This is a genomic window from Pseudoalteromonas sp. KS88 (assembly GCF_004766475.1).
In the GTDB taxonomy this organism is placed as follows: Bacteria; Pseudomonadota; Gammaproteobacteria; order Enterobacterales; family Alteromonadaceae; genus Pseudoalteromonas.
Map to the genome: position 1 here is coordinate 43,130 of NZ_PYHV01000020.1, position 26,160 is coordinate 69,289.

Genomic DNA, 26,160 nt, shown 5'->3' on the forward strand with positions numbered 1-26,160 from the left:
CCCTGTTGCTGGCCCTATGTAAATCAATAAAACTGATTACACGACACAGATAAGCCAAATGAATAAATCAATAAATGAAAATAGAATGACGAGATACATCTTTTGCAAAATTAATTGGCAAATCCACTTATGCAATTGAGCCGCTATTCCATTACTCAGGTATCAATTTTTGGAGCACCTTTTCTACAAAAAGTAACTGGGATGATTCTAGTTTAACTTACTAAACACGGTGACTACATATGCGACCAATTTGTACTCATTCCCGACAAGTTTATAATTTTCAATATGATAGAGGCGTGAAATACTTGTGATATGAAATATTCTAATCAGGTATTGGCAAAGCAATAAAAGAAAAATAGCAGAGGCTAGCCTACTCTCCAGCCTCCACTTAAGGAGAGAAATTCGATGATTTATACATATTTACTATATGTAAGTGTCAGACCCATTAAAGCGAAGGGAGTTACATGCTAAAAAGGATGAATAAAGCATACCGCAAGACGCAAAAAAAACAGCGTCCATATCCGACCAATTTGTCTCCTCACACGACAAAGTAATAACTTTCAACTAATTAGATAACTGATACTCCTTTGCTGTCATCCCATATTTAGCTTTAAAGGCCTTAGAAAAATAAGAACGCGAGGTAAAACCGACATCTTCTATTACTAAATTTATCTGCCGACCCTGCAGTAATAAGTCTGCAGCCTTAGTAAGACGAAAATCTCGGATGAACTCAGTTGGGGAAAGGTTAATAAGCACTTTCAATTTTCGCTGAAATTGACGTTCACTAAGCGCTAACTCTTTTGCGCAACGTGGCACCGTCAGCTGCGTATCCGAGTAATGTAGATCTAGAAACGCATTTAAATTAACTAATAATTGTGTGTCTTTGGGATCTCGATTCACCGTACCACTTTTTGTTGATTCAGCTTGAATCTCATGTGGAGTATGTTGATGATATGTATTTATCCATGCAATCCAATTATCGACTTTAACCAATAGCTCATCACGGTCAAAAGGCTTAGTAATGACATCGAGCGCAAAATGATTAAGTCCTTTTAAGCGGCTTTCGTGATCGCCTTTAGCGGTTAAAATAATAGCCGGAATATGGCAAGTAATACGACAGTTATGCGCTTCTTTTAATAGAGCAAATCCGTCCATTTTTGGCATCATCAAATCTGTAATTAATAAATCAGGTACATGCTTTTGCATTAATTCCATCGCAACTTTACCATTACTGGCCATCAGCACCTGATATTTAGCAGCTAACTCATTGTAAAGGTAATGCCTTAATTCATCATTATCTTCAGCAACTAACACGGTTGCCAAATCATCTTCGTTAAGATGTTGCTTAGTTTTGATTTGAAGATTATGTTGACTTTGCAATTGCTTAGGAGCACAAACCAGAGCGAATTTAACACTAAATTGAGTGCCTTTGAGCAATGTACTTTGTAGCTCAATTTGTCCAGCGTATTTATCTACGAGCTTTTTAACAATAGATAAGCCTACACCGCTGCCTTCTACATTTGTATTGCCTGCTGTTCGGTAGAACAAATCATAGACTTTACTGGCTTCCACCTCAGCAATACCCCGTCCAGTGTCTTTAAACTCTATTACTGCCTGTTGCTGCAAAGCATAAACCTTTAACTCAACTCTACCTTGTGTAGTAAATTTGAATGCATTGCTTAGCAGGTTATTAAATATTGTGATTAACCCTTCTCTGCTAGCGTGGATATAAAGAGCTTCTTCAATATCATATTCGAACACAATATCTTGCTCACCTAACACACTAAACTGCTCAGCAACCTCTCTGGCTATTGCCGACAATGAAATAGTTTTTAGTTCTTCATCATTGCTTTGATCAAAGCGCGTTAACGTAAGTAACTTATCTACTAATCCCTCTAGCCGTCGTGAATTGCGCAAAATTAAATCCAGATTAGCTCTTTTATTAGGGTTACTCTCATTCGTTAACAATGCCTGTGTTGGTGCAACAAGCAAGCTAAGCGGGGTTCGTAGTTCATGGGATGCATGAGTAAAGAAGCGAACTTTGCTTTCTAACGTGTGCCCAAGCGCAGTAGCTTGCTTTTCAATCACTGACTTTTGCGACTCAATCTCTTGGGTTCTTAATACCACGCAACGCTCTAGTTCACTCTTTTGATTACGTAATCGCTGTGTCCATAGACTAATACATATCCAAACAAATATTGCACACAAGAGGCAATAAATAAAATAAGCCAATGAGCTTTGCCACCACGGAGTAAGTACATGTAGGTTTAACATCAACGGAGCGAGTGCTTTCCCACCTAAATGTGAATTTGCTTCAACAACAAGCTGATAATTTCCTGCCGGTAAATTTGTATAATCAATCGAAAGGCTTGCTCCTTTCGCTGAACGCCATTGTTGTTCAAAGCCAATTAATCGATAGCGATAGACATTGGTTTTAGGTTCTGAGAAGTGCAAAAGGTTAACGGCAAGCGAAATACGCTTTACTGAGTGAGGGATCTCCAGTTGACGATTTTTCTCAACCTCATAATGCATACCTAATTGGCTACCCATGCTGTTGCGTAGAGGCTGGTCATCAAACTTTAGCTTGGTTAATGCTAGTTTAGCAGGTAGTTGAGGTTGGTATTCATCGGACGAAAAAACGGTTAGGCCTTGTGTTCCGCCAAAAATGACTTTTCCTTGCCGCGTTTTGAGATACGCCCCTGCATTAAACTCATTTCCTTGAATGCCATCTTTTGCTTTAAAGTGCCTAATGAGGCCAGTCGAGCTATTAACTTTAGCAAGGCCATTGTTAGTACTGAGCCAAACCGATTCCTCGCCTTGTGCAACCAAACCATATACAACTTGGTTAGGTAAGCCATCATCCAACCCGATGTGTGTAATTTGCCCTGTGCCTGCTTTTATAATATTGACCCCATTAGAGGTTGCCAGCCACATATCTCCATTATCACGTAGTAAGAATGCTCGAACTGTATTGTGGCTTAACCCTTCGCCTGAAGGACGCTTTGTAAAATGGGAGAGGGAATCTAACTCGGTATTATACTTATAAGCACCAAAGCCATCTGTCGCAATCCAAAGCTCATTATTTTGCCCGTGATAAAGGCTGGTCACTCTTGGGGCATCAATGAGCAAAGTTGTATTGGGTTGCGGCTTACTGTAGCTAATAAATTTTTGCGATTGAATATCAAATTTGAATAACCCCCCACCATTCGTTCCCACCCATACATTGTTGTTACTATCGGCTAATAAGCTATAGATACTATTCTCATACAACCCATGCTCCCCCTCCTCTGCATGATATGCGATCAATTCACCTTGTTTGGTGATAACATTAATGCCGCGCTCCCACGTTCCAATCCACGTATTGCCTAACCCATCTTGGGTAATGACTTTGATTGCGTTGCTTGATAATGCTATTGGGGATGAATGTTTATCTAGGTGGTCTACACGGTTAAAGTTTTTATCAAGGATATCAATACCGGCCCCCCAACTCCCATACCACAGCCGCTGCTTAGAGTCTTCATGAAGAGCCCAAGCATCATTACTAGATAGAGGGGCTGGTTTACGTAATTTAGTAAAGCTCAACGAGGCTGGATCTAACTTGCTAATACCATTCGCTGTACCAAACCACATAATACCTGATTGATCTTTAAATACACTGTACACACGATTATGCGCTAAGCTGTAGCGATCAAAAGGGTCATGTTTTAAATGAGTGAAGCGCTGTGTTTGCTGGTGATAAATACTGACGCCACCACCACGTGTTGCAAACCAAGTTCGGCCTTGCTCATCGAATTCAATATCACGGATTTGGTTACTTGAAATGCTCTCAAGATCTTGTTCACCATGGCGCCAATTGGTAAATATCCGTTTTGTTAAATCGATTTTATAAGCGCCGCCTCCTTGGGTTGCAATCCATACGTGAGCATTAGCATCTTGCTTAATGGCATAAATACTTGGATAGATAGGCTCAGCTTTAAAGATGTCTTCTAACATAGCTGGCAATAAGGTGTCGGTTTGTAAATCATAGTGGGTTAAACCGCTACCATTACTGCCAATCCATAGAATATTATCTATTTTTTCAAGTGCGTAAATCGGCTTTTTTAGATTATCGACGAGCGTATCAATTTTTGATGAGTCACGGTTTATACGATACACAACACCGTCAAACGTACCAACAAACAGCCATTTTTCATAAAGGAGTAGTGCAGTAATGCGCTTTTCATTTAACAAAGGAGTAGAAAAAGCGTAATTAAATAAGTTTAACTGATTAACCCCCCCATAGCGCGTGCCAATAACTAACTGATTTTGATTATCTAGGGATAATGGGTAAATGTAATTGTTTGCCAACGAATTACTATTTTTATCCGAAGCCTTAAACACTTCGAAACGGTCCCCATCAAAACGGTTTAAACCATCTTGTGTTGCAAACCACATAAAACCAAGTTCATCTTGCTCTATGCTAAACACTATACTTTGAGACAAGCCATCTTCTATTGTGTAATGCTCAAAAGCCGCTAAGGCATTACTTAATTTGAGTAAGATTAATACACCAAGTAAAAACCCTAGCTTTAACCGCATCAAAAACCCTTTACTCTACTCATTCCATATAGATAAAGCTTAGCCGATACTTTTTATTTACACACGTAATTAAATGTGATTAAAGCAAAGTTACCCGTATTGAATACTTAGTGAAGTAAGCACCCCGCTTTCTTTAGCTGCCTATAACGTACAATTAATGTAATACCTCTTAAGAGCATAAAGCAGGTCATTGCTAGCCATAAACCATGATTTTGCCAAGAGTGAAAAACCAAAAATACGCCCGCAAAGCCGACACTCGCTGACAATAACATACTATTGCGCATGTCTTTTGCCCGCGTTAACCCAACAAATACACCATCAAATAAAAAACAACTCATTGCCGCAACGGGCAACACGACAAGCCAAGGCAAGTACAGTGTAGCGGTAGCAATAACCTCAGGTACATCAGTTAGTAAAGCGATAATGTGCTTTCCTAATAAGGCAAAGAATACACTATATGCTAAAGCAAACATTGCTCCCCAAAATAAACTAACTTTAACCCATAAGTGTATTTTGCGTTCACTATTTTGACCCTTAGCTTGACCGACCTTTGCCTCGCTTGCATAAGCAACTCCGTCAAGAGCAAAGCTCACCAGCATTAAAAAGTTAAGCAATACAGCATTTGCAGCCAAGGTTATATCGCCTATACGCGCCGCATAAAAGGTCATAAAGCTAAAACACAACTGCAAAATAAGAGAGCGAATAAAAATATCACGGTTTAAACTTAGTAATGCCACCATCTGCGAAGCACTAAACCAACCACTAATAAACAATGGCACCGACTTTTTAGCGGCTAAATTTAAAACCAAAACAGCAGCAAATATGAACGCGGTATAATCTGCAATCACTGAGGCCCATGCCGCGCCCGCCACTTGCCAATCTAAGTAAACAACGAAATAAATATCGAGCACAATATTAGTAATATTAGTTGCTAACAGTAAATAAAAAGGTCCTCGGCCGTAATGCACGCCCAACATCCACGCCAATAAAACCAAATTACATAACGCAGCGGGCGCACTAAAAATACGAATATCAAAATAAATATACGCCTGCTCTAGCACTGCATCACTGGACCCTGATAAATACGCAATTAAATCTTTTATCCACGGTGATGCAGCAAGTAAAGTAAACGCAACAACAAGGGCTAACAATAAACTGCGTTTTAATAAGCTTGCCAGCAGTGCTTTATCCTGACTGCCATACGCTTGAGCAACCAAGCCTGTGGTACTCATTCTTAAAAAGCCTGCCAGCCAAAACAATAATGAAATGACTGTCGCGCCCAGTGCTATACCTGCAAGATAATGCGCACTCCCTAAATGCCCAATGACAGCTGTATCAACTATTCCTAACAGTGGCACGGTTATATTTGATAAGATCATCGGACCCGCTAATAACAACAAGCTTTTATGGTGTGCTTTATGAACTTTAAGAAATTGTTTCACTGTGTTTTATTTATCCTTTTTTACCTATCGTTTTCTGTAAAAAGCGCGATTATTTTACAGTATCATCATGTTAGCGAAACGCTGCCCGCAGTTACTAGCATCAGTGCTAAAAACTTTGAAGCCCATTTAAGCTACCTTAAACAACATGACTTTAATGTGATTCCATTAAATGAATTAGTAAACTCTTTACAACAAGGCAAAAGCTTACCTGATAAAACGGTCGCAATTACTTTTGATGATGGTTACAACAACAATTATGACCAAGCCGCTCCTATACTTGAAGCATTTAATTACCCTTATACCATTTTTGTAAACCCAAAATTGATTGATGAAGGCAAAGGGTATGTTATGGGCTGGGATAAACTTAGAGAGCTTGCCAAAAAAGGGGCGCTGATCAGCAATCACAGCTCACAGCACGATTACCTGCACCAACGCCAAAGTGGTGAAAACGACGCGCAATGGAAAGCACGAATAAAAGACGATATTTTATTTTCGCAAAAGCGCATTAAAGAGGAAATTGGTCATGATTTTAAATATTTAGCTTATCCTTATGGTGAGTTCAATAACCAGCTTCAAGAGTTGGTAAAAAGCCTTGGTTTTATTGGCATTGGCCAACACTCAGGAGCCATTGGCGTAAACTCTGATTTTACCCGCCTGCCACGCTTTCCAGCATCGGGATTTTATAGCAAATTGGATACTCTCAAAACCAAACTTAGCTCTCGCCCATTTACAATTAAAGCGCTTACATACTCTGATAGCGTAACTAACGAAAATCCACCTATCATCAGTATTCAATTTGAAATGGGTGACTTTCATAAAAGTCAATTAGCCTGTTACGTGTCTGGTGTTGGACAAGCTCAGCTAGATTGGGTTACAGCTGATACAGTAAAAGTAAACTCTCCTAAAAAGTTAAATTTAGGTCGCTCGCGGTTTAACTGCACAGCTCCATCAAAGACACATAAAGGAAGCTATTACTGGTTTTCTCAACCATGGGTACTTACAGAGTAAACAAAATGGGTTAACTTGAGCTAAGAGCATAAAGCTCAAGTTACTTATTTAAGCTGTTTTTGCGCTTTTTTCAATAGATGCTCTGCCACTTTTTCTAGTGGCAAAACATCATCAGCAGCCCCCAATTCAATAGCCGCTTTTGGCATCCCCCACACGACTGATGTGAGTTCATCTTGTGCAATTGTATAAGCCCCACAGCCCTTGAGCGCTAATAACCCTTTGGCGCCATCATTACCCATACCTGTAAGTAATGCCGCCACGGTATTTTTAGGATGTATGTTTACTAGTGAGTTAAACAGCACATCGACAGCAGGGCGATGGCGATTAATAGCAGCCGACTCATCTAAGTGACAGATTAAATGGCTACCACGCTTTACTACACTCAGGTGCTTACCTCCTGGAGCTATGAATGCCCAACCTGCTGCCAACTTATCTCCATGCTCAGCTTCTTTAACATTAATTGTGCAAGTTTTATCCATTCTTAGAGCAAACGAGCTGCTAAATACAGGCGGAATATGTTGTGTAATTACAATAGGAGGGCAATTTTTAGGCATCCTAATCAACACTTCTTTAATCGCTTCCGTTCCACCTGTTGATGCGCCAATGGCTAAAATAGCAGAAACATTAAAGTTTGAAATTACGCTAGGTTCTATAACCTGGTTACTTGAAGGTTTGCACGGACGTACTCTTGCGCTTGCCGCTGTACGCACTTTTTGCTGCAGCACCGCCGCATATTGGTTAAATTGCTCCGATAAATTGACAGTGGGCTTAGCTATAAAGTCAACAGCGCCAATCTCTAATGCCTCTAAAGTAACAGGGGAACCTTTCTGAGTTAATGTTGAGATCATAACGACGGGCATTGGACGTAACCGCATTAAGTTTTTTAAAAAACTAATGCCGTCCATTTTAGGCATTTCAACATCGAGCGTTAATACATCAGGCTTTAACTGCTTGATCATTTCTCGTGCTTGATAGGGATCTGCTGCACACCCAACAACCTCCATATCGGCTGGCTCGCACAAAATATCTGTTAATATTCTCCTTATCAAGGGTGAATCATCAATAACTAAAACTTTGATCATGAAGAACTCCTAAAACAGCTCGATATCTGTATTCGAGTCTTGTTTTTCAATATCATGCAAGTAGCGCACTTCACGCTTTTCTAATGCATCGCTGTGCATTTCTCGTAATTTTTTAACTTGTGCCCTACCCGTCTGAGGATTAAAGTTGACCTTTCTAGGCCAAGGCCCCCCCACATCATGGGAAACAAGGTCAAGCTTCTCTTCCTGCACATAGGAATAGGCAAAACGAATATTACCTAAGCCTATGTCTGTCATAGAACGAATAATTTTTCCACCACCAAACAATTTAATTTTTAAGTTACTGCGAGAGCCTCCATTTTTCAGCACTTCATTAATTAAAAATTCCATTGCCCAATTACCATAACGACAGTTTAAGCTGTGCGCATTTGCTTGCTCAACTCCTTTCTCTGCAGGCAGCATAAAATGATTCATACCACCAATCCCTAATTTATCATCGTAGACACACGCAGCAATACATGAACCTAATACAGTACTAATTAATTCGTCATTTTTGGATACATAAAACTCACCCGGTAATACCTTTGCAACTACATGTTGCTGTCCAGCATCCCAGAACCGCTTTACGTGCTCAAAACCAGGCAGCACGGTTTTAAATTGGTTACTCATTAGCCACCTTTTGATACATTGTTTTACCTAGGTTTCTAAATTCACTGTGCTCCTTACCCATACTTTCTGAATGACCTAAAAATAAATGGCCTCGGGGGGCTAAAATGTCACAGTAGCGTTTAAACAGTTGATCTTTTGTTTCTTTATCAAAGTAAATAACCACATTTCGGCAAAAAATCACATCAAATGAACCTTTCATAGGCCACTTTTGCAATAAGTTAAGCCGCTTAAAATGCACTTTTTTTTGTAACTCAGGCTTCACTTTAAACGTTTCACCATCTTTGCTTTTCAAAAACCAGCGCTTTAAATGGTGCGACTCAAGGCCATTTACATTCGCCGCGGTATAGCTGCCCAGTTGTGCCTTATTTAATACATTAGAATCTAAATCGGTCGCTAAAATTTTTACATCCCAATCGCTAGGGAAAACACCATCTAAGGTCATTGCTAATGTGTAAGGTTCTTCTCCAGTCGAGCAGCCAGCAGACCACACTCTCACTCTTTTTGTTGACCTATTAGATAGTAATAGCTTGGGGATAATATCTGACTTTAAATAATCGAAATGATGTGATTCGCGAAAAAAGGAAGTGAGGTTAGTCGTTATTGCATTAATAAAATCGCTAAATTCTTGCTCTTCATGTGCTTCTAAATAGGCTAAATACTGCTTAAAATTATTTAACTGCAAAGATCGAATACGTCGTGCTAAGCGTGAATAAACCATTTCTCGCTTATGATCACCGAGCACAATCCCGCATGCATCATAGACTAGTTTGGCAATAGTCTTAAAATCATTATCTGTCAGCAAAAATTCTTTCATTGAACATTCCCGCACTTTAGAAAACTAAATTAGTGTCAAAATCCATTTATACCAATTCGCTTAATTAAGTGACCTATTTTGAGGGTAGAAAAACGTGTTGATAGCAAGGCAAAAATTCGCTATTTAGATATCCTAAATGAGAATTTTTTAACGCAGGTAGCGACACGTCTAGCCCCGCAAAATGATTAAGTATTATTGCGGATTGGTATTATATACAAGGTAGCTGCGACATAACGAGACAGGACCACCTAAGCACGGCATAAATAGTTAATAGGGCTTAAAACTGTATAAAAGGAATGAGGGTCGCAATATATGAAACCCTCTTAGGATCAATATCCAAACAGCTTTACTAATTAACTAGCACATAACCTATTTAAAACTCTTCCCACTCATCTGATGAATCAGCAAAGTCATTACCTCTAGGAGCACTTCTTACTTTACTAGTATGCAATGTTGGCATTGGTTCAAGGACAGGAGGCTCTGTTTTAAGTGGTGCCTCTTGTTGATTCAGAGAAAAGAAGGTGAGTAAGCGGCGCATATCGTTTGCCTGCTCTGACATCGACTCTCCCGCTGCTGATGCCTCTTCAACTAATGCTGCATTTTGCTGCGTCATTTCATCCATTTGCGAAATCGCTTTATTAACTTGCTCAATGCCGGAGCTCTGCTCAACTGACGCTTCTGCAATATCAGAAATCATTTCCGTTACTTTTTGCACTGAGCTGACAATATCTTGCAGCGTTGCACCTGACTCATTCACTAACAATGTACCGTCTTCTACTTTACCGACACTGTCTCTAATTAATTCTTTAATCTCTTTCGCTGCACCCGCTGAGCGTTGTGCTAGATTTCGCACTTCACCAGCTACAACAGCAAAACCACGGCCTTGCTCACCCGCTCGAGCCGCTTCCACTGCCGCATTCAGTGCAAGTAAATTGGTTTGAAAGGCGATTTCGTCAATCACACTAATAATATCTGCAATCTTTTTACTCGATTCATTAATTGCTGACATACTCGCTACAGCTCGGTTAACAACCTCACCGCCTTCTAATGCTTTGTCGCGGGTTTCTTCGGCCAATCCATTCGCTATTTTTGCATTGTCAGCGTTTTGACGCACGGTACTTGTCATCTCTTCCATGCTTGAAGCGGTTTCTTCTAATGAAGATGCTTGCTCTTCTGTGCGCTGACTTAAATCGGTGTTGCCCTGCGAAATTTCCTCTGCACCACTTGCAACCAAGGTCGCCGATGAGTTTATCCGATGCATCACTTCTGTGAGTTTATCAGCCGTGGCATTTGCGTCTTTTTTAAGCTTATCAAAAGAGCCTTGATAATCCTGCTCAATACGTTTTGATAGATCCCCTGTAGCCATTGCACTGAGCATCAGAGCAGTATCTGAAACTGCATCGTCTACGATACTAACTAAGCTATTTAAGCCAACGGCTAAGCGCTTAAAGAAGCCATCTTTATCTTGCTCGCTAATTCGTTGGTCTAAATCACCACGCCCTGCAGCCTTTACAAGGTCATTGACTTCCTTCTCTATGGCAACCTCACCGGTTCTGTCCTCCCATTCAACAACAGTGCCTATTCTTTCGTTTTCTGGTGTGAATATAGGATTTGCCACCAAGCCAAATGTTCTTCCCCCAACTACAATTTCCGCGCTATACGTATCCGTTAAGGTATTTAATAACCCCCTTTGATGCGATGGATTTTTATGGAATACATCTATATTTTGGCCTAATAAATCATTACAGTTAAAGTTCGGTAAATCTTTACGTAAATCTGATTCTGCAATACGCATCATATTCTTAACAGATTCGTTGAGGTATATAATATTGTTGCCCGTATCAGCAATCATTGTATTTGTAGCTACTCGATCTAAAGCGCGACGAACACGTAAATTCTCTTGCGCATTCTTTTTCTCTTCTTGCGCTTTTTGCTCGCTCTGCGTTATATCTTGCCACTCAACAATTGTACCTAACCGTTTGCCATCATCATTTATCCATGGCGTTGCAATCAGCTCAAAAATAAGTCCTGCTAATGTTAAACGAGCATGATGAGGTTGCTTAAGGTCTTTTAAAAGCTGACGCTGATGAGATGCTTGCTTGTGAAAGTCATCAACACAAGTACCAATTAAATCAGCGACAGAGAAACTAGGTAGCACAGTCTTTAATTGTGCTTCTCTAGCACTGAGCATTTTTTTAACTTCTTCATTCACAAAAATAATTTTAAGGTCATTATCTGCAATCATTACATTGGCTTGGCACACTTTTAATGCGCTTGCTAAATCAGCACTAATACGCGCTTTTTCAGATATTTCTTTTTGCTCAGAAATGTCGCTCGCATACTTAATCACTTTAACAGGGTTGCCATTTTGGTCAAAAATTGGATTGTATGACGCTTGGATCCAAACTTTTTTCCCTCCTTTGCCTAAACGCAAATACTCACCTGAATCAAAATGCCCATTACCCAGTTTCTGCCAGAATTTCTGATATTCTTCTGTCTTAGCGTAATTAGGATCAACAAACAGACTGTGATGCTTGCCTTGTATTTCAGATAAGCTATAGCCGACGGTCGCTAAAAAATTATCATTAGCCGTAATAATGATGCCATCTAAGTTGAATTCGATAACCGCTTGAGACCTATTAATGGCTTGTACTTTACTTGTGGCGTCCACAGTCTCTTTTTTAAGAGCAGTAATATCTGATGCGAGTAGAACTATTTTAGTAACATTTCCCTGCTCATCTATAACAGGGCTGTAATTTGCCTGAAGCCAAACTATCTTTTCATCATTGGCTAAAAAGCTAAATTCACCGTTAATTGGCTCACCGCTTTTCACTCGTTGCCAAATCGCTTCACTTTGATTTTCTTGTGTTTCATTAGCAATAAATACACTGTGATTTCGGCCTTGTAACTCTTCTAGGCGATAACCCATCATATCTAAAAAGTTATTATTTGCTGTTATCACTGTGCCGTTTGGCTCGAACTCAATAGCAGCCAATGATTTTTTTAATGCAGCTATTACTAAATCATTTTCTGATTTTGGCTGCTTTGAATTACTAAACCACCCCATGCCCATCACCTTTTATTGCTTCATTAACTAAAATGAACAGTTAAATATCCATCGTTTTTTTCAGATCTAATAACGCAACCATCTTTTCACCAACATTAACCAGTCCTGCAACAAATTCTGAATTATCTGAATCTGTAAATGTTGGAACCATTTTGGCGTTTTTTTCGATAATGCTATAAACATCAGATACCGCATCAACAACCATACCCATTATTTTTGTTTTCTGTCCTAAATCAACCTTTATCACAATCACGACTGTGAGTGCGCCATATTCGATTCTTGGCAAACCAAATCGCAATCGCAAATCTAAAATTGGTACTATGGTGCCTCGAATATTAATGACTCCTTGAACATAATCTGGAGCATTAGGTATAACGGTTATTTCTTCCCAACTGCGGATTTCTTTCACCGTTAAAATATCAACCCCATACTCTTCTTCGGCCATAATAAAAGTTAAAAATTGCCTAACCCCTTGCTCTTCTTCAAGGGTCAAATTACTATTTAACTCATTCAGCAAAGCGCTCATGACGCCTCCAAATTAGCTTGCGATTCAATAATTAATTCTTGGCTACCTGGCTTTCTGAGCCCTGACATTTTTATTAATCCGCTAATATCTACTATCAGTGACACTCTGCCATCACCTAAAATTGTGGCACCTGAGACACCATCAACTTTCTGATAATTGGCTTCTAAGCTTTTAATGACCACTTGCTGCTGTGATAATAAATCATCCACCAACAGTCCAATTTTTTGGTTGTCACTCTCCACTACGACTAATAGCGTTTTATCTAATGTTTCAATCGCTCCTTGATGTTTAAAAATGTTGTACAACCGCAAAATAGGGATGTACTCATCACGAAGTCTTAATACATCAAGGTCTTTACCTACTCGGCTCACTTTTGTTACATCAATCTGTAACGACTCTACAATCGAAATAAGTGGGATAATATAAGTATGCTTTGCAACTTTAACGAGTTGTCCATCCAAAATCGCAAGTGTTAGCGGTAATCGAATCGTAAATGTTGAACCTACGCCAGGCGCTGATGCCACTTCTACAGAGCCGTTAAGTGACTCTATATTACGCCTCACGACATCCATACCTACCCCTCGGCCTGATAAGTCACTCACCGCGTCGGCAGTAGAAAACCCTGCTACAAAAATAAGCTCATTTATTTCTTTATCTGATAACTCGTCTGTCTCAGAAATCACCCCATTAGCAATCGCTTTTTCTTTTATTTTTTGCGTATTAAGTCCTTGGCCATCATCCATAATTTCAATAACAATGTTGCCGCCTTGGTGAAATGCATTTAGTGTTACAACACCAACAGGGTCTTTTCCTGCGGCTATTCTTTGATCAACCGTTTCTAAACCATGGTCAAGGGAGTTTCTAACTAAATGCACCATTGGGTCTGATATTTTTTCCATTACCGTTTTATCAAGCTCAGTTTGTTCACCCAGTAATTTCAATTCAACTTGCTTATTTAATTTTTGCGAAATGTCTCTAACCAACCGAGGAAATCGGCTAAATACAAAACTGATTGGCAACATTCGAATGCCCATTACGCTCTCTTGGAGATCTCGAGTGTTGTGAGCTAATTGCGCTAACCCTTCTTGTAAGGAAGCAAACGTTGCTTCTGTAACTTCCTGTTCGCCAAGCTGGCTTAACATTGCTTGTGTGATGACAAGCTCGCCTACCATGTTGATTAACGAATCAACTTTATCTATCCCCACACGTATAGAGGTTGACTCTGAAGATGATGCCCCTGAACTTTGAACTTTTGCAGAGGTGCTAGGTTTAGCTTTGACTGCCGTTGCCGCTTTGGCTGAAGTATCAGCTGGTTGAGATTCTTTCTTATCTTCGCTTTCAACAGGGTTTTCGTCTAAATCTTCAAATAAACCTCCGCATAGACTTATGGTGATATCTGCATCATCTTCCACCCACTCAAATACTTCTTTTATTGCAGTTTCAGGTTTTTCGGTATTAAGGAAAAAACGCCATGATAAATAACAATCATCCGGTGCAAGCTCCTTAATGTCAGGTACTTCGTTATGAAAAACAACTACGTCTAAATCACCGAGTTCGGCGAGTTCACTCACCATATAAAGTGGCTCATTGCCTGTTTTAAATAGGTGATGATGTGGCTTAAAGTCAATTTGAAATGTATTTAACTCTGCGTGCGGTTCAGAGCTATTTGTTGATTCATCATTTGAGCTTTCATCCAGTTCAAGGATGTGTTCGAACTTTTTACGTAACTCTATAGATTCGCTTAGGTCTGGCTCTTGCTCTGCTTGCAAGGCACTTAATAAAGCTCGCAAACAATCGATAGACTTAAGTAATAAATTGACGTGCTCGGCGGTAAGAGGGCGAGATCCATCACGAATTTGATCCAAAAGCGTTTCTAATACATGTGTAAAATCTGCGACCGAGTTAAAACCAAATGTACCACTGCCTCCTTTAATTGAATGCGCAGCACGAAATATTGTGTTTATCGCTTCTGAATCTTCTTCGCCGGGAACTAAATTTAGTAATTCTGCTTCCATGGCATCCAAGCCTTCAAAGCTTTCTTCGAAAAAAACTTCAAAAAATTGACTTAAATCTATACTCATGCCCCGCTCCCTAGATTAGCGAATCACTTTTTTTAATACTGCTAATAATTGCTCAGGGTTAAAAGGTTTGACTATCCAACCCGTCGCACCTGCAGCTTTGCCTTCTACTTTCTTATCCATTCCAGACTCTGTAGTAAGCATCAATAATGGGGTAAATTTATAATTCGGGAGAGTGCGTAATTCTCGTATTAAAGTAATACCGTCCATTACGGGCATATTTACATCCGAAATAACGGCATCAAAACCTTGCTGCTTGGCAATACTTAAAGCTTCGCTTCCATCTTTCGCTTCCGTCACATCAAATCCTGCTTTTTTTAATGTAAAGCCAACCATTTGACGCATCGACGCAGAGTCATCCACAGCTAAAATTCTTTTCATATAAACTCCTTAATCTGCATTATCGAGTACTAAATATTCACTTAAACCCAACTGGGTAATAACACTTTTTAGCGCATCACTTTGGCCAACCCAAATAATTTTATGCTGCACTGATAGTAAATGTTTTTGTAAAGAACAAAGTAATTGAACTGACGCTGTATCAGCACGAGTAACATCGCTTATATCTAAACAAACATCATCATTGCCGCTTAATTCATTTAATAAATCTTGGTGTAAGATTTCAACTTGGTTAATCGCTAATTCCGCTGGAAGTTTGATCATATACTTTGTGCTTTGCGTGTTTTACCAATTCATTACAAAAGCTTAGACGGACTTACCGAAAATGCCATAAATGCATCAAAAAAAGAGTAAATTAGTTTTCCAACCGCCTGAAAACAAAAAAGGAGCTATTCGCTCCTTTTATATTTTATACGCCCAATTTATCGCGTGTTTATTCGTAATAATCTGCAATTATTTTAAATTCCTTAAGCATTTTTTTGGTGTTTATCAGGGGCACACTTCCTTGCTTAAACTCAGGTTTGAATATTGCCCTTACAGCCCCAGTTGAATCAACCAATGCAACTGATGCGCTATGATCTACGGCGTATTCTTGTTCTGTACTATCACTAATGGCATAAATAAGCCCAAGCTCCCTGACAAACGGGAACAGTGCTTTATGCTCTCCTGATACGGCTAAAAAGTTAGGATTAAAATAATCTATGTAGGCTTTTCTTTTCTTGGCAGTATCACGTTTGGGATCCACTGATAAAAACCATATTTGCAATGCGTACTGATCACTCAGTGATTTATGGACTGCGTTTAGTTTTGCTAACGTGAGTGGGCAAATATCTGGGCAACTGGTATATCCCAGAAATACGAGGTTCCATTGCCCCTCAAAATTAGCGTTTGTCACTTCACTATTGTGTTGATCATTTAATGAAAATTCACTGAGTGGTTTTGCAGTTTCATAAACTAATGCATCTACGTTTGGCTTGCTCTTATCACTACAACCTACCAATAATAAAAAACATAAAACCACCGTTACCCATATTTTCATATAACTAGCCATTTATCAGCAAATAAGGCTATGAAGAGTAACATCAAATGGATAATTGAAAAACGAAATAGATCCATCGCAGTTCCCTCTTCAGGTGCTACTTTTAATTTAATCGCTTTATAAATGAAGACTGCGTTTAATAAGCTAGAAGCGGTTAAGTAAATCTCTCCAGACATGCCTATTAAATACGGTAGTACACACACTAATGCTAATAAAATAGAATAAGCGATGACACACGTTTTACTAAATTCAATACCATGTGTAACGGGCAGCATAGGGATTTTAGCACGTTCATAGTCACTTTTTCGTGCAATGGCTAATGCCCAAAAATGAGGCGGCGTCCACGTAAATATTATCATCACTAATAACCAAGGTGCAGCCGCCATTTGGCCTGTTTCAGACACCCAACCTAATAAAGGGGGCATTGCACCGGCAAGCCCACCAATAACTATATTTTGTGGTGTAGCCCGTTTTAAAAACGACGTATAAATAAAGGCATAACCCACCAGCGCAAAAAGTGTTAGTACAGCGGTAAGCAGATTAGCCCACATAACCAGCATAACAAAACCGCTCACACCAATGACTGCTGCAAAAGAAAGAGCGTGCCGTTTTGATAAACGCCCTTTCGCCACTGGGCGATGACGCGTACGTGCCATTTTGCTATCAATTTCGCTATCAACTACATGGTTTATTACCGCAGCGGCTGCTGATAACAGACCTATGCCCAATAAACTAATAAATTGTACAGCAACCCCTCGGCCCACATCAGGGGCAAGTGCCAGGCCCACCCAAGCAGTTAAAACCAGCATTGCCACTACTTTAAATTTACTAATTGCCAAATAATCTTTTAATAAATCGGACAGTTGGTGAGGTGTGACTTTTGTTATTGTTAATGATTGTGCCATAACAGCCTCCTAGCTACGTGCTTTTAAATAGAAACATAAACGAATAAGCGTAATTAATAGTATGGCAGCCATTAAATTATGTGCCAGCGCTACCCCTAATGGAAAATGCCAATGCACAACAGCCAGCCCTAAACTTATTTGACACACTAACGCAACCAATACAGTGATCGTGCAATGTTTAATTTTTGCTGATAAGGCATGGCTATAAATTCGCCACATTACGAGCGCAAGCACAACACACGTCACTAAAGCCCAAATTCGATGCAATAAGTGAATCGACATTCTTGCTTGCTGTGACAGCACGCCATATTCATACGTACTGTGTTCTAACGGAAGTTGAAACACACTACTTAGAGAAAAGGGTTGCCCATAACTACACAGTGGTAACCCGTTGCAATGTGGTGCGGCATAATTTGCCGCCAGCCATCCCCCTAATGCAATTTGAATAACCAATACAACCAATGCGACTAGGCTCAAGTTAAAATGACGTCGTGCAGGCGCATCTCCTCCTGCTATAGGTTTAGCGGTTAGCCTTAAATACAACAAAGCGACTAATGACAAAATACTAAAGCCGCCTAATAAGTGGCCCATTACAATAAGGGGCTGCAGATTCATTGTTACAGTCCACATGCCTAACGCTGCTTGAAATATAACTAACACTAATAAAAAAAAGGGTAATTTAACGGGGGATTTTGAGTGCTTACGTTGAATGAACGCGAAAATAAATAGCGCTAAAATCAATACCCCTAGGCTGCCAGCAAAATAGCGATGGATCATTTCTTTCCATGCTTTTGCGGTTTCAAACATCATATCTGGGTAAGTTTGTTCAACATGTGCTAAATCCGCTTCATGTTTTGGTACTGTCAAAAAGCCATAACAACCTGGCCAGTCAGGGCAACCCAACCCTGCATCACTTAAGCGCGTATAAGCGCCTAATCCTACAACCACAATAGATAAAAAGAAGGTTGCTACTACTAAGTTTTTATAATTTTTATACATCATCAGCCCCTTTTAATGGCATTAGCTTGAGCGCGAATAATTGAGTAACTTCTTTAAGTCTTTTAATAGCCCCTTTTGTGTTAAACGGTTTTGTTGTGGTTCTTGCTTATATGGGTAATGCAAAACAACTAACCCCATGTGATCAATTAGATATAAACTTGCAGGCTCAAGCTGATCTGTTTCTGCTAATTGTCGCCACGGTGTTGCGGTGTCTTTTGGTTCTCCTAAAATCACCATGTCTACTTTGCCCTGATTTTTACCCAGTGCGACATATAAATTATCCAGTGCACTTAATTGCTCAGCACACGCTTGCGAGCATTGCTGTGGGTGATTAAGTGCAATTGTCCATTGTTTGTGTTCTGTTTCTCGCCACTGCTTGAGTTTGATCTCTGTTGTTAAAAATTCACCATTGTTACTTATAGCGGGTGAGATCCACTCAAACTTGAGTGCCAGGTAGGCCATTATCAAAGGCACTAAACAGCATCCAACAAAAATAACCATCGGTTTGTTTTTCATTTTAAATCCTTCTTTTTGCTTGCAAATACAGCAACCCCAACGCATGCTAAACCAATTAATAGCCACTGCACTGCATAGCCATAATGTTTTTGCGGGCTCATTACAACAGCTTGGTAATGCGGTATACCTAGCTCATCGCCTGCGCCTTGCCGATAACCAATAAAATCAGCCATCAACGTTCCTGTTTGTTTAGAAAAAATGTCTAAATCAATATTTTGAATTCGCTTAGGCCAACCATCTGACTGGACTGCATCACTATTTTCTAAAGTAAAACCTGATAGTTTTCCTTGCTTTAATTGCACTGTCATTTCAATAGGTTGCTTTGGCAGATTAACGGATGGGAGCTGTTGACGTGTAAGTGGCGCTTTTATCCACCCCAAATTAACGACAATGGGGGTTTTACTGTCTATGGGTGTAAATAAAGTAAGCACATCGTAGCCCACTTGTCCTTGGTATATTTGATTATCCAACAACCAATAATACTGACTTGCGACTTGACCTGTAAGAGTGACTTTGATGCCAGTTTTATTCCAGGTAGCTGGTAATGCTTGCACGTTAGACCATTGCATAACCCCTTGGTCTTGCACACTATCAATATGTGCAAGTTGCAACGACTTTGCCTGTGCACGCTGTATTTGCCAATAACTCAAACGCAAACAAACGAATACCACAACTAACACCACGCAAACGATGAAAATTGAGCTAAGCTTTTGTTTACGCCATAAAACTAACTGCATAAAGGTGAACCCAGTGATTATAAAAATTATTATTGTACTGTTGTTATTGTTTATACTTTTTAACTTATTTCGTGCGCTATTTATTATGGTTTCTGGTCGTGATAAAGGACGGCCTATGTCTCATTATTTAGGCCGTCGCGTGTTATTTTCAGTTGTTGTACTTGTTGTTGTTATTGCCGCGTTCAAACTTGGTTTTATCAACCCAAATGCAAACCCTACAACACATATACAAACACAAATAAACACAACCAAACCACATCAACAAAATGCCAGTACCAAGCAGCAGCTTGAAAAGCAAAATGCTTTTTGGGACTAAAATGGCCTTTTAAAATTCTAAAGAATACAACTAATAAAATAATTGTACCCAAAGTCACATGCATGCCATGGAACCCTGTTAGCAAGAAGAACGTATTGCCATAAACACCTGAGTCTAAGATTAATCCTAGATCTTGATAAGCATGGATATACTCTTCAACCTGTAAGCCTAAAAACACAACCCCTAATAAAATAGTGGCGCCTAAAAAGACTTTTAACGGGCCTCGTTTATTGTTTTCCATTGCCACATGGGCAAAATGCAGCGTCACAGATGAGATAAGCAATATTACTGTATTTATTAAAGGTAGCCCAAGCCACCCCATTGCTTGTGTTGTATCACCGGCTGGCGTAGTTACTAATGGCCATACAGCTTCAAACGTTGGCCATAGCACCTCATTAGTCATCGCATTGTTACCTGCGCCCCCTAACCAAGGAACAGATATCATTCGGGCATAAAATAATGCACCAAAGAAAGCCATGAAAAACATTACTTCAGAGAAAATAAACCAACTCATCCCTTGACGAAATGATCGATCCATTTGGGCTGAATACAAGCCTTGATGCGACTCTTCAATCACATTTTTAAACCAGCTGAATAACATATAGAGTAAAATAGCAATGCCACCGTACAATATGTAATGTCCATTACCGCCCTCTTCGCTCGCTTGCATGACCGTTAGCGCAGCACCTACAGCGATCAAAAACATCGCGACAGCACCCACAATTGGCCAAGGGCTTTGATCAGGCACATAATATTTTTCGTAGTTTTGATTCATCTTACTTGCTCCTAATTACTAGCCAAAAATTGACTACTAATATCAAACACGGTGTATGATAAAGTTAGCTCTTCAACATCACTTGGGAGCTCAGCATCGACATAAAAAAGGAGTTTAAACTCAACCTCTTCTCCCGCTTTTAGCGGCTGTTGGTCAAAACAAAAACACGCCATTTTATGTAGGTACTTAGCTGCTTTACCCGGTGATACGGAGGGAACTGCTTGCATAACTTTGTCTTGGTTACTGAGGTTTTTTGCCTTAAATAATACTTCTCGCATTGCACCAGGTTTTACCACCACACTGTATTCATGTGATTTCACTTCAAACGGCGCGCCACTTTGAGCATGTGTTGTAAAGCTCACATCAACTTCGCGGTTATCCGTAATGGTTTTACTTTGCTGTGCTTGCTCTAGAGAGGGCTTACCATTTAAGCCAGTGATATCGCAAAAAACATCATATAAAGGCACCAAAGCAAAAGCGAAAGCAAACATGCCTATGCATATTAATACCAGCCGTTTAAGCAAAGGTGCATGCGTCATTATTTAATCTCCGGTGGCGTATCAAAGGTATGATAAGGCGCTGGTGATGGGACTTCCCACTCTAACCCCTCTGCGCCATCCCACACTTTTGCTGGCACTTTGTCACCGCCTTTTGCACACTTATAAACCACAACAACAAACAATAACTGTGACAAGCCAAAGGCAAAGCCGCCAATACTAATAATCGCGTTAAAGTCAGCAAATTGCAGCGCGTAATCTGGGATCCGCCTTGGCATACCAGCCAGTCCCACAAAATGCATTGGGAAGAACAACACGTTTACACTCACCAAAGATAGCCAAAAGTGCCACTTTGCCAAGGTGATATTAAACATATTACCCGTCCACTTTGGCAGCCAATAGTATGCCCCCGCCATTATCGAGAATACGGCTCCGGTCACTAACACATAATGAAAATGTGCCACCACAAAATACGTGTCGTGATACTGAAAATCAGCAGGTGTAATAGCTAACATCAAGCCTGAGAAGCCACCCAGAGTGAACAGCACAATAAACGCAATACTGAACAACATGGGCACTTCAAAACTAATCGATCCTCGCCACATAGTGGCTACCCAGTTAAACACTTTTACCCCAGTAGGCACCGATATCAACATCGTTGCATACATAAAGAATAGCTCTGCTGCAACGGGCATGCCTGTGGTAAACATGTGATGTGCCCAAACAATAAAGCTTAGCAGCGCAATCGAAGAAGTTGCATACACCATAGAGGCGTAGCCAAAGAGTTTTTTACGGGAAAAGGTTGGAACTATCGTCGAAATAATGCCAAATGCAGGGAGTATCATGATATACACTTCAGGGTGGCCGAAGAACCAGAAAATATGCTGGAACATAACCGGGTCTCCCCCTCCAGCAGCATCAAAAAAGCTGGTTGCGAAGTATTTATCCGTTAACACCATGGTGACCGCACCGGCTAACACAGGCATTACTGCAATCAATAAAAACGCTGTGATCAACCACGTCCAAACAAATAACGGAAGCTTCATCCACGTCATGCCAGGTGCGCGCATATTAACGATAGTGACAACCACGTTGATGGCACCCATAATGGAGCTAATGCCCATTATATGCACCGCAAACACAAATAGAGCGGTATTATCATTGCTATACGTTGTTGAAAGCGGCGCATAGAATGTCCACCCAAATGCAGGGCCACCGCCTGGCATAAACAACGATGCTAACAAAATCAAAAACGCGAAAGGTAAAATCCAAAAGCTCCAGTTATTCATTCTAGGTAGGGCCATGTCCGGCGCGCCAATCATTAATGGCACCATCCAGTTTGCCAATCCAGTAAATGCTGGCATTACTGCACCAAACACCATAATTAAACCGTGAACTGTGGTCATTTGATTAAAAAAATGAGGGTCGACTAACTGTAAACCAGGCTGAAATAATTCAGCGCGGATCACCATGGCCATCGCACCACCAATTAAAAACATGGTGAGTGAAAATATTAAATATAAACTACCAATGTCTTTATGATTAGTTGTAAACAACCAACGTTTAAAGCCCTTTGCAGGCTGATGATGTCCTGCATCGTGATGCGCAGCGTCGTTGTTATGCTCGTCTGTTATGCTACTCATGGCTTAGCCTCCGCAGTTTCATCAATCCATGCCTGAATATCACTTGGCTGAACTACTTCACCTGTATTGTTACCCCATGCGTTACGTTTATAGGTAATAACAGCGGCAAGCTGTTTAATTGATAGTTGTTTTACAAACGCCTGCATAGCTGTACCTGGGCTACCATGTACAACAATATCGATGTGATCTTTAATATCTCCCAATACGATAGGGCTTCCTTTCAGAGCAGGGAAAACACCTGGTAACCCCATGCCTGTGGGTTGATGGCAGGCAGCACAACTGGCCATGTATACTTGCTCACCAAGTACCATAAGTTCTTCTTTTGGTAGGGTTTGGTCTAATAGTGCAGCATCAGCAGCTGCGGCTTGTTGCTTAGCTTGCTTAGCGTTGGCTAACCAAACATCAAAGTCTGCCTCAGACTTGGCCTCTACTACGACGGGCATAAAACCGTGGTCCTTGCCGCAAAGTTCAGCGCATTGACCTCGGTAAATACCCTCTTCATTAATTCGGGTCCATGTCTCATTGATAAAGCCTGGATTAGCATCCTTCTTAACAGCAAAGTCAGGCACCCACCATGAATGAATAACGTCATCAGAGGTCATTAAAAAACGAATTTTTTTGTTAATTGGTAGCACTAAAGGTTTATCAACCTCAAGTAGATAGGTATCCGTTTTTTCAGCTTGATTTGCAATTTGGTCACTTGGTGTTGAAAGAATAGAATAAAAATCAACATCCTCTCCCATGTATTCATAATGCCATTTCCACTGCGACCCCGTCACTTTGATAGTGATGTCAGCTTTGCTGGCATCCTCCATTGCGATTAAAGTTTTAGTAGCTGGTACTGCCATGGCTATAAGAATGACAAAGGGAATTGCCGTCCAAAGTATTTCGACTTTTGTACTTTCATGAAATTGGGCAGGTACCGCCCCTTTCGATTTACGATGATGTATTAATGCCCAAAACATAACGGCAAATACAATCACCCCAATCACACAACATATTATAAAAATTGTCATGTGCAGTTGATAAACATTATTACTTATATCGGTTACACCTTCGCGCATATTAAATTGGCTGTTTGCCAATAATTGCTGCGGAAGCATTAGTAATATAAGCCACAAGGTAGAGCTCAATTTACCCATGTGACAGCTCCTTTTGATGCTATTGCAAGACGCAAAGCGAAGAGGCGGCACTGCTTTATTCGCGCCAATTCGTTATTTTTTATTGTTACTGATGCTATTTATGTCTTTTGACGCCATAGGGCAAAAAGATCACTAATTAACACAGCGTATTAACCAATTAGTTAAAAAATAAACAATTAGCAAGTTTTAAGGTAAATAAAATTCTATTTTGGTGCAAAAATAACAATGTTAAATCAGGGCGTTATTTTGTTTTTGGGAAATAGTGTAAGGGCTTAAAACTAGCGGATAACGAGCTATGATAAGGGATAAGACGCTACATAGAAGTGTAAGATACAGTAGCTAAAGTTGTAAAAAAAATAAAAGCACCAAATTTCACTTATTTGGTGCACTGAGCATAAAACTTAATAAGGCAGTAACTATCTGGGCAAGCGTAATGTTTATCATTGGCTTGAGTAGTAAAAACAGCTCTTACATCCAATCAGCGTTACGAATCACGCCAACTGCCAGCCCTTCAATATTAAATGATTCATGTTCAAGATCGACCTCAATTGCAGAGAACTCTTCGTTTTCGGCGTGCAATAAAACTTTACGTCCGGCTTTTTCGAGCCGTTTTACAGTCACGTCTTCATCAACACGCGCAACAACTACTTGGCCGTTTTCAGCCACTTGCGTTTTATGTACGGCAAGCAAATCACCATCCATAATACCAATGTCTTTCATACTCATACCTTGTACACGCAATAAAAAATCAGCGGCTGGCTTGAACATTAAAGGGTCAATCTGACAATGGCTTTCAACATGCTGTTGTGCAAGTATTGGTTCACCAGCTGCGACTCGGCCAATGAGTGGTAATCCAAGTTGCTCGGGTTCATCCTCTTCTACCAGCTGAATACCACGGCTTGCACCTGGCTTCATTTTAATAACACCTTTTTTAGCCAGTGCTTTTAAATGCTCTTCAGCAGCGTTTGCGCTTTTGAAACCTAAAGTTTGCGCAATCTCAGCACGCGTAGGCGGCATACCAGTATCTTTGATAAACACTTTGATTAATTCAAGAATTTGAGCTTGACGATTCGTTAATGGGCGCATACAACTGGTTTTCCATACAGTACATTTAACTGTGAGTATATACAGTTATTTGAAAATCGCAAATTTTAAATTAGTTACCTTTAGCCCTTCTTTTTTACCATCTAGTACTTAACAATAAAGTGGCGCTATTTAAACCATCATCAGATTTAAAAGATGCGCCTAAACCAAACTTTAACGCTATATGCTCATTAAACCAGTACTGTGTTTGCAACTCATAGTTATCCGTATTATTGCCATGGTCACGAACATTAGCGACCAAAGCAACTGACCAATCTTGATTTATATAATACGCTACCCGCCCTTGAACATACCGATAGCGCCCAACTAACTGCTTAGCTTGTAGATCCCAGCCTTTATTATTCGTTAAGCTGGTCCAACGCACATACGGCGCATAACTCCATTCAACCGACGTTACATTGTCTTTTAAATAATAGCCTCTCCCTTGAAAATAGTTGTAAAAAGCAGTTAAGCCTATTTGTAGTTGATCATTTACCTGGTTTCCAATTGAGGCCGTCACTAAAGAGCTGTCTGATTGCCAATGGCCGCCATCATCATCAACATGCCGCAAGCCAGCCGCTAAAATTAAGCCATGTTGCCAATAATAAGTCGCATCACTGGTAATATAATAAAGGTTGTCATTCGCAAAGCCACCTAACGCAATATTGTTCACTCGGTGCAAGTGACTTTTTAGCTCTTGAGGACCAGATAAGGCGGTTAAGTCATCACTAAAATAACGGTATCTCGCACCTAAAAATGCTTTATCGAAGCCACTTAAATCAGTGAACCCGAGATCAACCTGATGATTAATATCTGCATAGCTGGATAACGATAAACAGCTAATTAACAGCATTATTCCTTTTTTCATCTTGCGTTCCTAAAATGTA

Annotated in this window: 23 protein-coding genes; 2 read left to right on the plus strand and 21 right to left on the minus strand. The window is 40.1% G+C overall.

The genetic code is table 11. The annotated features are described in order from the left end of the window. Positions 1-564: 564 nt before the first annotated feature. Both C7Y70_RS14125 and dinF read right to left on the minus strand, forming a co-directional pair. Positions 565-4,578 carry a two-component regulator propeller domain-containing protein gene (locus tag C7Y70_RS14125; RefSeq protein WP_135475371.1) on the minus strand — a complete coding sequence of 1,338 codons (4,014 nt, stop codon included), beginning with the start codon at positions 4,576-4,578 and terminating at the stop codon, positions 565-567. A gap of 107 nt (positions 4,579-4,685) precedes the next feature. Continuing rightward, positions 4,686-6,020, minus strand: coding sequence for an MATE family efflux transporter DinF (gene dinF / locus C7Y70_RS14130; RefSeq protein WP_135475372.1), 1,335 nt, complete (start codon positions 6,018-6,020; stop codon positions 4,686-4,688). Here dinF and C7Y70_RS14135 point away from each other — a divergent pair. Next, entirely contained in the window at positions 5,997-7,028 is a 1,032-nt protein-coding gene (locus tag C7Y70_RS14135; protein WP_099295545.1) for a polysaccharide deacetylase family protein, read from the plus strand. The two genes, dinF and C7Y70_RS14135, sit on opposite strands and share 24 nt — an antisense overlap. A 44-nt stretch (positions 7,029-7,072) precedes the next feature. Here the strand turns inward: C7Y70_RS14135 and C7Y70_RS14140 are convergent, their stop codons facing one another. The 13 genes from C7Y70_RS14140 to C7Y70_RS14200 form a co-directional block, all read right to left on the minus strand. Next, positions 7,073-8,110 (minus strand): chemotaxis response regulator protein-glutamate methylesterase, encoded by a 1,038-nt coding sequence (locus tag C7Y70_RS14140; RefSeq protein WP_099295544.1) that lies wholly within the window; start codon positions 8,108-8,110, stop codon positions 7,073-7,075. 9 nt (positions 8,111-8,119) lie between these two features. Further along, positions 8,120-8,737, minus strand: a complete 618-nt coding sequence (cheD, locus tag C7Y70_RS14145) for a chemoreceptor glutamine deamidase CheD (protein ID WP_099295543.1) — start codon at positions 8,735-8,737, stop codon at positions 8,120-8,122. Continuing rightward, a complete protein-coding gene (locus C7Y70_RS14150) occupies positions 8,730-9,551 on the minus strand; it encodes a protein-glutamate O-methyltransferase (RefSeq protein ID WP_135475373.1) in 822 nt (273 codons plus the stop codon). The genes cheD and C7Y70_RS14150 overlap by 8 nt, the downstream gene beginning before the upstream one ends. 373 nt (positions 9,552-9,924) lie before the next feature. Then, positions 9,925-12,618, minus strand: a complete 2,694-nt coding sequence (locus C7Y70_RS14155; RefSeq protein ID WP_135475374.1) for a methyl-accepting chemotaxis protein — start codon at positions 12,616-12,618, stop codon at positions 9,925-9,927. A gap of 40 nt (positions 12,619-12,658) precedes the next feature. Next, complete coding sequence (locus tag C7Y70_RS14160) at positions 12,659-13,144, minus strand: chemotaxis protein CheW (RefSeq protein WP_099295540.1); 486 nt, start codon at positions 13,142-13,144, stop codon at positions 12,659-12,661. Further along, entirely contained in the window at positions 13,141-15,225 is a 2,085-nt protein-coding gene (locus C7Y70_RS14165; protein WP_135475375.1) for a chemotaxis protein CheA, read from the minus strand. The genes C7Y70_RS14160 and C7Y70_RS14165 overlap by 4 nt, the downstream gene beginning before the upstream one ends. A 15-nt stretch (positions 15,226-15,240) precedes the next feature. Next, positions 15,241-15,603, minus strand: a complete 363-nt coding sequence (locus C7Y70_RS14170) for a response regulator (protein WP_058561442.1) — start codon at positions 15,601-15,603, stop codon at positions 15,241-15,243. Between the two features lie 9 nt (positions 15,604-15,612). Beyond that, the gene (locus tag C7Y70_RS14175) at positions 15,613-15,885 is read right to left on the minus strand and encodes an STAS domain-containing protein (RefSeq protein ID WP_099295538.1); all 273 of its coding nucleotides are present in this window, start codon (positions 15,883-15,885) and stop codon (positions 15,613-15,615) included. Between the two features lie 169 nt (positions 15,886-16,054). Beyond that, on the minus strand, positions 16,055-16,660 hold the full coding sequence (locus C7Y70_RS14180) for an SCO family protein (protein ID WP_237113992.1): 606 nt from the start codon (positions 16,658-16,660) through the stop codon (positions 16,055-16,057). Next, on the minus strand, positions 16,657-17,565 hold the full coding sequence (cyoE, locus tag C7Y70_RS14185; RefSeq protein WP_099295536.1) for a heme o synthase: 909 nt from the start codon (positions 17,563-17,565) through the stop codon (positions 16,657-16,659). Before cyoE ends, C7Y70_RS14180 begins: the two co-directional genes overlap by 4 nt. A 9-nt stretch (positions 17,566-17,574) precedes the next feature. Next, entirely contained in the window at positions 17,575-18,564 is a 990-nt protein-coding gene (locus tag C7Y70_RS14190) for a COX15/CtaA family protein (protein WP_099295535.1), read from the minus strand. Between the two features lie 21 nt (positions 18,565-18,585). After that, positions 18,586-19,080: a transmembrane cytochrome oxidase associated protein gene (locus C7Y70_RS14195; protein ID WP_135475376.1), complete on the minus strand. Its 495-nt coding sequence runs from the start codon at positions 19,078-19,080 to the stop codon at positions 18,586-18,588. Beyond that, positions 19,077-19,817 (minus strand): SURF1 family protein, encoded by a 741-nt coding sequence (locus tag C7Y70_RS14200; protein WP_135475377.1) that lies wholly within the window; start codon positions 19,815-19,817, stop codon positions 19,077-19,079. Before C7Y70_RS14200 ends, C7Y70_RS14195 begins: the two co-directional genes overlap by 4 nt. Here C7Y70_RS14200 and C7Y70_RS20800 point away from each other — a divergent pair. Continuing rightward, positions 19,771-20,133 carry a DUF2909 family protein gene (locus C7Y70_RS20800; RefSeq protein WP_348631090.1) on the plus strand — a complete coding sequence of 121 codons (363 nt, stop codon included), beginning with the start codon at positions 19,771-19,773 and terminating at the stop codon, positions 20,131-20,133. The two genes, C7Y70_RS14200 and C7Y70_RS20800, sit on opposite strands and share 47 nt — an antisense overlap. Here the strand turns inward: C7Y70_RS20800 and C7Y70_RS14210 are convergent. The 6 genes from C7Y70_RS14210 to C7Y70_RS14235 all read right to left on the minus strand — a co-directional run bounded on the left by C7Y70_RS14210 (position 20,033) and on the right by C7Y70_RS14235 (position 26,141). Next, entirely contained in the window at positions 20,033-20,908 is an 876-nt protein-coding gene (locus C7Y70_RS14210; protein WP_135475379.1) for a cytochrome c oxidase subunit 3, read from the minus strand. The two genes, C7Y70_RS20800 and C7Y70_RS14210, sit on opposite strands and share 101 nt — an antisense overlap. Positions 20,909-20,919: 11 nt before the next feature. Next, positions 20,920-21,447 (minus strand): cytochrome c oxidase assembly protein, encoded by a 528-nt coding sequence (locus tag C7Y70_RS14215; protein ID WP_135475380.1) that lies wholly within the window; start codon positions 21,445-21,447, stop codon positions 20,920-20,922. Then, positions 21,447-23,048 (minus strand): cytochrome c oxidase subunit I, encoded by a 1,602-nt coding sequence (gene ctaD / locus C7Y70_RS14220; RefSeq protein ID WP_099295529.1) that lies wholly within the window; start codon positions 23,046-23,048, stop codon positions 21,447-21,449. Before ctaD ends, C7Y70_RS14215 begins: the two co-directional genes overlap by 1 nt. Continuing rightward, on the minus strand, positions 23,045-24,190 hold the full coding sequence (gene coxB, locus C7Y70_RS14225; protein ID WP_099295528.1) for a cytochrome c oxidase subunit II: 1,146 nt from the start codon (positions 24,188-24,190) through the stop codon (positions 23,045-23,047). The genes ctaD and coxB overlap by 4 nt, the downstream gene beginning before the upstream one ends. Positions 24,191-24,658: 468 nt before the next feature. Further along, a complete protein-coding gene (gene lexA, locus C7Y70_RS14230; protein WP_099295527.1) occupies positions 24,659-25,276 on the minus strand; it encodes a transcriptional repressor LexA in 618 nt (205 codons plus the stop codon). A gap of 94 nt (positions 25,277-25,370) precedes the next feature. After that, positions 25,371-26,141 carry a hypothetical protein gene (locus C7Y70_RS14235; RefSeq protein ID WP_135475381.1) on the minus strand — a complete coding sequence of 257 codons (771 nt, stop codon included), beginning with the start codon at positions 26,139-26,141 and terminating at the stop codon, positions 25,371-25,373. Positions 26,142-26,160: the final 19 nt, after the last annotated feature.